Source organism: Sphingomonas sp. (assembly GCF_051962185.1).
In the GTDB taxonomy this organism is placed as follows: domain Bacteria; phylum Pseudomonadota; class Alphaproteobacteria; order Sphingomonadales; family Sphingomonadaceae; genus Sphingomonas.
This window is the reverse complement of sequence record NZ_JBQCCN010000311.1, coordinates 1-6,033: the sequence shown is the minus strand read 5'-3', so window position 1 is coordinate 6,033 and position 6,033 is coordinate 1. Positions and strand designations below refer to the sequence as shown.

Below are 6,033 nucleotides of genomic sequence, written 5' to 3'. Positions count from 1 at the left end.
TCAAGGCGGCGCTGGCCGGGATGCCCGGCGTGACGGCGACGCACGACCTCCACATCTGGCCGATGTCGACCACCGAGACGGTGCTGACCGCGCATCTCGTGCTGGGCGCGGAGCCGGGCATCACCTTCCTGGGCGACGCGGCGGCGATGCTGCACGAACGTTTCGGCATCGGACACACGACGATCCAGATCGAGCGTGGGGCGGATTGCGGGACCGATTGTTGAGAGTTTGATGGGTAGCTGCGTTCCTCGCGTCAGCTGACGACTCATTGCAGACGTTTGCCAATTAGGTAGGGTCATCGCCAATGAGCATCTACCGCCGCGACGACATTCTGCCTGAATGGGAGCCAGCGCCCTGGCCAATGGGAGCGGATGCGGCAGACAAGCAGGAGCGAGGATTTCATCATCGCGCGCAAATGCCGATCTGTTGGCAGCCAATTCCGTGGAAGGCGTTTCCCGCAGATGGTGTCTTCGGCCATCAAAAGGATTGGCTGTCTGATGTAGATGCCGCTTTCTTCGCTACATTCGAAGACGAAGACTTACTTCTGATCGACAATACGTGGTCGGGTTGGCCTGACCCTCCCCGCTGGGGATTGGCTTCCCGTCCGCACGGCCGGACCAATTTACCATGGGAGCGGTGGGGACATTTCCCCGACTTGCCGCCTGCCTGGCGTCTTCCCAAGGAGACAGAGAACGGCCACTAACCACCCATAGCGGACCTTGGCACAGCGACATCGGCAAAGCCGCCGCCTGCCCGTCAGTACGCCCGCGCCACCGCGAATTCGACCGCTTCGGTCATCGCGTCGCGCGCCTTGCTCGCGGCGAAGCCGGCGATCGAGTCGATCGCGCGCTGGCCGTAGTGGCGGGCGCGGGCGAGCGTGTCGTCGATCGCGCGGGTGGTGCGGACGAGGTCGACCGCGTGGGCGAAATCCTCGTCCGAGGCGCGGTGGCCGAGGATCGCGTCCTTCCAGAATTTGCGGTCGTCCTGCGAGCCGCGGGCATAAGCCAGGATCACCGGCAGGGTGACCTTGCCCTCGCGGAAATCGTCGCCGGTTTCCTTGCCCATCGTCCCCGCGTCGGAGACGTAATCGATCGCATCGTCTACCAATTGGAACGCGACGCCGAGATTGCGGCCGAACGCGTCGAGCGCGGCTTCTTCACCCTCCGGCCGCTCGGCGACCACCGCCGAGATGCGGCAGGCGGCGGCGAACAAGGCGGCGGTCTTGGCGCCGATGATGTCGAGATAGCGTTCCTCGGCGAGATCGACGCGGCGCGCGGCGGTCAGCTGATCGACTTCGCCTTCGGCGATCACCGCGCTGGCGTTCGACAGGATCTTGAGCACCTTGAGGCTGCCGTCCTCGACCATCAGTTCGAACGAGCGGCTGAACAGGAAATCGCCGACCAGGATCGACGCCGGGTTGCCCCAGATCAGGTTGGCGGTGCGCTTGCCGCGGCGAAGATCGCTGCCGTCGACCACGTCGTCATGGAGCAGGGTCGCCGTGTGGATGAACTCGACCGCCGCCGCCAGGCGATGGTGGCGCGTGCCGGTATAGCCGAGCAGCCGCGCGCTCGCGAGCGTCAGCATCGGCCGCATGCGCTTGCCGCCGCCCGCGAGCAGGTGGCCGGCAAGCTCCGGAATCAGCGGAATATCCGACTGCATGCGGTCGAGGATCACCGCATTGACCAGGTTCATGTCCGACGCGACCAGCTGCATCATCGGCTCGAGGCTGGGCTGCGGCCGGGTCGGATCGAGGCGATGGATCGTGGCGCTCATTGCACGCCCGGCTGTGGCCGAGAGGGGCGCGGAAGGCAAGTACGGGTTGCGCAACCCGGCATGCATCATCAGAACGCCGCGCACGAATCGAGGGAGCCGATGATGAGCGACGACGTACTGGACGCCTTTCGCAGCAGCATCGACAATATCGATGCCGCGCTGATCCACCTGCTCGCCGAGCGTTTCAAGGTGACCCAGGCGGTCGGCCGCTACAAGGCGCAGGCAGGATTGCCGCCGGCCGATCCCGGCCGCGAGGAGCGCCAGATCGCGCGGCTGCGGCGGCTGGCCGAGGAAGCGCATCTCGACCCCGAATTCTCCGAGAAATTCCTGCGCTTCATCATCGATGAGGTGATCCGGCACCACGAACGATTCCGCGACGGCGGTTGATCGCTCGCGTCGCTGGTCATTGCCCGCGGGAAGGCGTATCCTCCCCGCCACGGCGCGACCCCGGGCCAGACGAGAGCAAAGGCGCGTCGATGGAGAGGGTGCGATGCATGGCTTCCACGCATCGGACAGCCAATGCAGTTACGGCCTGGCGATGCACCTCGTCAGTTTCGCGTTGGCGGGCATCATCCTGGGCGCCGTCTTGCTGATCCGATAAAGCGTAGGAGCACCTCCCCTCCCGTGCAGGGAGGGGAGATCCAATTATCGACGTGGCGATGACTTAAGCCGCGAGTTCCTCGCCGGGCAGGATCTCGGTGTCGATCTGCGCCTGCATCGCCGCGATATAGCGCGGGCCGCGGATGGTGCCGTCGAATATCTTGTCGACCGCGGCGACCAGATCGGCCGGGACCGCGACCGTGGCGCCGCCGACATCTTCCTCGAGATGCGCGATGCTGCGCGTGCCGGGGATCGCGACGATATGCTCGCCCTTCGCCAGCACCCAGCCCAGCGCGAGCTGCGCCGAGGTCATGCCCGCCGCCTCCGCCAATGCGTCGAACCGCGCGACGACCTCCAGATTGTGCCGCAGATTGTCGCCGAGGAAACGGGGCATCCGCGCCCGGATGTCGCCCGGCTCGTAGGAATCGTCGTGGACCCCGCGCGCCAGCATCCCGCGCGCTACCGGCGAGAAGGCGACGAAGCCGATGCCGAGGTCGCGGCAGGTATCGAGCACCGCGACTTCGGGGTTGCGGACCATCGCCGAATATTCGCTCTGCACCGCGGCGATCGGATGCACCGCGTGCGCGCGGCGGATCGTTGCGGCGCCCATTTCCGACAGGCCGATCGCGCCGATCTTGCCCGCCTCCACCGCGCGCGCGAGCTCGCCGACCGACTCCTCGACCGGTACGTCACGGTCGAGCCGGTGGAGATAATAGAGGTCGATGTGATCGGTCCCGAGCCGTCCCAGAGCGCCCTCGAGCGTGCGACGGATCGACTCGGGGCGGCCGTCGAGCACGCGCTTGCCGTCGACCGCGTCGAGCACGCATTTCGAGGCGAGGGTGAACTCGGCGCGGCGATGCATCACCGCCTTGCCGACCAGCCGCTCGTTGGCACCGAGGCCGTAGAGCGCGGCGGTGTCGAGGAACGTGACCCCCAGATCGAGCGCGCGATTGAGCAGGGCCGCGCCCTCCTCCTCGCTCGGCCGCGTGCCATAGGCATGGCTGAGGTTCATGCAGCCGAGGCCGATCGCCGAGACTTCATGGGGACCGATCCGCCGGGTCGGGAGCGTCATGCCGATTCGCTTTCTGGAAAGAGGAGTTCGTCGGTCACTATCGGCTGGACCCGGCGTTGGCGAGGCTCGCGGACGCGGAAGATCAGCAGGAGGATGGCGAGGCAGAGGAAGCCGAACGATAGCCACAGCACCGGCGGATAGCCGAGCTTCCACGCCATCAGACCGCCGAGTAGCGGTCCGATAGCCGAGATCGTACCCTCGATCGTGGTCGATAGCGCGAGCCGCATCGCGACGTCGGCGCGCTCGCCGAATTCGAGCACCATCGTCTGCTGGCTCATCTGATAGCCGCAATTGCCCGCGCCGAGGCAGCAGAAGGACGCGAACACCGCCCAGGGATGGTGGACGGTCAACAGCAAGGCGATCCCACCCGCCCAGAGCGTCGCCGCCAGCGTGAAGGTCGAGCGATAGCCGGTGCGGTCGCCGAGATGCCCCCAGGCGAGGTTGGAGACGGTGTCGGCGCCGAGATAGGCGAGCGACAATTCGCCGATCACCACGCCCGACAGGCCGATCTGGCTGCCGGCATAAAGGATGTAGAACGGCGCGCCGATTCGCGCGCAGACGCAGCACGCCTCGGCCAGGATGAACCAGCGATAGCCGCGATCCTCGAGCAAGGTCGGGAAGGTCTTCACCCGGTCGAGGAAGCGCATCTGCGGCCGCACTACCGGCGGGATCGGCTCGACCATGCGGAGCTGGAGCACCGCCAGACCCAGGCTGGTCAGCACGAACGCGACGAAGAAGGTGGTGGCGTAACCGTTGCCGAGCACGTCGTGCTGGATCAGCCAGCGCCCCGCGACATAGGAAAGCGCCGCGGCGATCAACCCGCCGGTGATGTTGCGATAGGCCTGGAGCCGCCCGCGGCGATGAATCGGGATCACCTTCGACATCAGCATCTGGAAGGCGACGCGCTGAGTGCCGTTGAACGCGCCCAGCAGAAAGAACAGGCCGAGCGTGACGAGCAGCAACGTCTCGCCGCGCAGGAACCAGCCGGCCAGCGCCATGCCCAGGATCATCACCCGCATCATCGTGCCGGTGCGGATCGCATAGGGCAAAATGCGCTGCTTGGTCTCGAACCGCGACGCGGCGAAGATCGGCGAGATGATCGCGCCGAACTGAAGGAGCGCGGTGCCAAGGCCGACCAGAGCGTCGGAGCCGGTCAGGCGGTGGATATAGGTCGGGATGAAGGTCGGCGCGTAGATCAGGCGGAAGCCGGTCATGCCGAGCATGCCGTGGATGAAATGCGCGGTGTAGTTGCGGCGGAGATGCGCCTCGACGAACGCGGCATAGTCGGCTTCGCGTTCGGCGAGGTTTTTGGTTTCCGTATCTTCCGCCCCAATCGTCATGCCGGGCTCGTCCCGGCATCCACCGGGCAGCACGCGCGGACCTCGATCGGAGAGGACTGGGCCCGCGGCACGGTGGATCCCGGCACAGGGCCGGGATGACGGGGTATCTGGAGCGCGGGCATCACTCGGGCGCGAACATCGGGACGGGCGAGCCGCCTTCGGTCGGGGTGAACTGGACCGTGACCCGCTGCCCGATCTTCAGCCCGTCATGATCCTCCGTCGCGATATTGGTCAGCACCGCCGGCCCCTCGTCGAGCGTCACCCAAGCCAGGGTGAACGGCGCCCCCGCGCCGCGCCGCATCGTCGATAGCGAATAGATCGCGCCTTTCCCCGCACTCTCCACCCAGCGGCTCTCCGCCAGGCAGAAGGGACACAAGGCACGCGGATAATAATGCGGCTGGCCGCAGGCGTCGCATTGGCCGATCAGCAATTTCCCCTCGGCCGCGGCGTCGAAGAAACGCTGGTTCTCGACATTGGGCCTGGGTGCCGGGATCGCGCGGGGCTCGCTCATCATTGCCGCTCCAGGATCAGTGTGGCGGCGCCGTGCCGCGCGCCGAGCGCGCCGCCGATGCCGGTGGCGACGGCCAGATCGCAATTGGGCACCTGCACCGCCGGGTGCGCCTCGCCGCGCAATTGCCGCACCGCCTCGATCACCTTGGTGATGCCGCCGCGATTGGTCGGGTGGTTGTTGCACAAACCGCCACCATCGGTGTTGAACGGCAGCTTGCCGATGCCCGAGATGAGGTTGCCGTCGGCGACGAAGCGCCCGCCCTCCCCCTTCTTGCAGAAGCCGAGATCCTCGAGCTGGATCAGCACGGTGATGGTGAAGCTGTCGTAGATCGAGGCGTATTTCATGTCGGCCGGCGTCACCCCGGCCTCGGCGAAGGCGGCCGGTCCCGATACCGCCGCGGCAGAGGTGGTGAGATCGAGGTTCATGCCGCCGCGCGGGCCCTTCACATGCTCGCCCGCGCCGCGCACCGCGACCAGTGGCCGCTTCAGCGACTTCGCGACGTCGGGCGACACCACCAGCAACGCGCCGCCGCCATCCGACACCACGCAGCAATCGAACCGGTGGAGCGGATCCGAGATCATCGGCGAGCCGATCACGTCCTCGACCGTGACCACGTCGCGGAGCATCGCGTGCGGGTTATGCTGGGCATGGTGCGAAGCGGCGACTTTGATCCAGGCGAGTTGCTCCGACGTGGTGCCGAACTCGTGCATGTGCCGCGCCGCGCACATGCCGTAGCT

General features: G+C 66.7%; 7 protein-coding genes and 1 pseudogene. 3 read left to right on the top strand and 5 right to left on the bottom strand.

Going from position 1 to position 6,033, the window contains the following annotated elements; translation table 11 throughout:
* Both ACTHJR_RS19010 and ACTHJR_RS19005 read left to right on the top strand, forming a co-directional pair.
* Positions 1-224: pseudogene (locus ACTHJR_RS19010) on the top strand (cation diffusion facilitator family transporter); the annotation flags it as partial.
* 80 nt (positions 225-304) lie between these two features.
* Positions 305-703: a hypothetical protein gene (locus tag ACTHJR_RS19005; protein WP_440524995.1), complete on the top strand. Its 399-nt coding sequence runs from the start codon at positions 305-307 to the stop codon at positions 701-703.
* Positions 704-756: 53 nt separating this feature from the next.
* On the opposite strand, the gene ACTHJR_RS19000 is transcribed toward ACTHJR_RS19005, so the two are convergent.
* Entirely contained in the window at positions 757-1,773 is a 1,017-nt protein-coding gene (locus ACTHJR_RS19000; protein WP_440524994.1) for a polyprenyl synthetase family protein, read from the bottom strand.
* A 102-nt stretch (positions 1,774-1,875) separates the two neighbouring features.
* Between ACTHJR_RS19000 and ACTHJR_RS18995 the strand changes: the two genes are divergently transcribed.
* Positions 1,876-2,160, top strand: a complete 285-nt coding sequence (locus ACTHJR_RS18995; RefSeq protein ID WP_440524993.1) for a chorismate mutase — start codon at positions 1,876-1,878, stop codon at positions 2,158-2,160.
* A gap of 277 nt (positions 2,161-2,437) precedes the next feature.
* Here the strand turns inward: ACTHJR_RS18995 and ACTHJR_RS18990 are convergent, their stop codons facing one another.
* The 4 genes from ACTHJR_RS18990 to ACTHJR_RS18975 form a co-directional block, all read right to left on the bottom strand.
* Complete coding sequence (locus ACTHJR_RS18990; protein ID WP_440524992.1) at positions 2,438-3,445, bottom strand: aldo/keto reductase; 1,008 nt, start codon at positions 3,443-3,445, stop codon at positions 2,438-2,440.
* Complete coding sequence (locus ACTHJR_RS18985; RefSeq protein ID WP_440524991.1) at positions 3,442-4,785, bottom strand: MFS transporter; 1,344 nt, start codon at positions 4,783-4,785, stop codon at positions 3,442-3,444. The genes ACTHJR_RS18990 and ACTHJR_RS18985 overlap by 4 nt, the downstream gene beginning before the upstream one ends.
* 121 nt (positions 4,786-4,906) lie before the next feature.
* A complete protein-coding gene (locus ACTHJR_RS18980) occupies positions 4,907-5,296 on the bottom strand; it encodes a Zn-ribbon domain-containing OB-fold protein (protein WP_440524990.1) in 390 nt (129 codons plus the stop codon).
* On the bottom strand, positions 5,296-6,033 hold a 738-nt coding region (locus tag ACTHJR_RS18975; RefSeq protein ID WP_440524989.1), incomplete at its 5' end, for a thiolase domain-containing protein. The genes ACTHJR_RS18980 and ACTHJR_RS18975, both read right to left, overlap by 1 nt.

Excerpts from the sequence above, each read along its gene's own strand:
- ACTHJR_RS18995 (WP_440524993.1), top strand. The coding sequence starts at position 1,876 with ATGAGCGACGACGTACTGGACGCCTTTCGCAGCAGCATCGACAATATC.
- ACTHJR_RS18985 (WP_440524991.1), bottom strand. The coding sequence starts at position 4,785 with ATGACGATTGGGGCGGAAGATACGGAAACCAAAAACCTCGCCGAACGC.
- ACTHJR_RS18980 (WP_440524990.1), bottom strand. The coding sequence starts at position 5,296 with ATGAGCGAGCCCCGCGCGATCCCGGCACCCAGGCCCAATGTCGAGAAC.
- ACTHJR_RS19000 (WP_440524994.1), bottom strand. The coding sequence starts at position 1,773 with ATGAGCGCCACGATCCATCGCCTCGATCCGACCCGGCCGCAGCCCAGC.
- ACTHJR_RS19005 (WP_440524995.1), top strand. The coding sequence starts at position 305 with ATGAGCATCTACCGCCGCGACGACATTCTGCCTGAATGGGAGCCAGCG.
- ACTHJR_RS18990 (WP_440524992.1), bottom strand. The coding sequence starts at position 3,445 with ATGACGCTCCCGACCCGGCGGATCGGTCCCCATGAAGTCTCGGCGATC.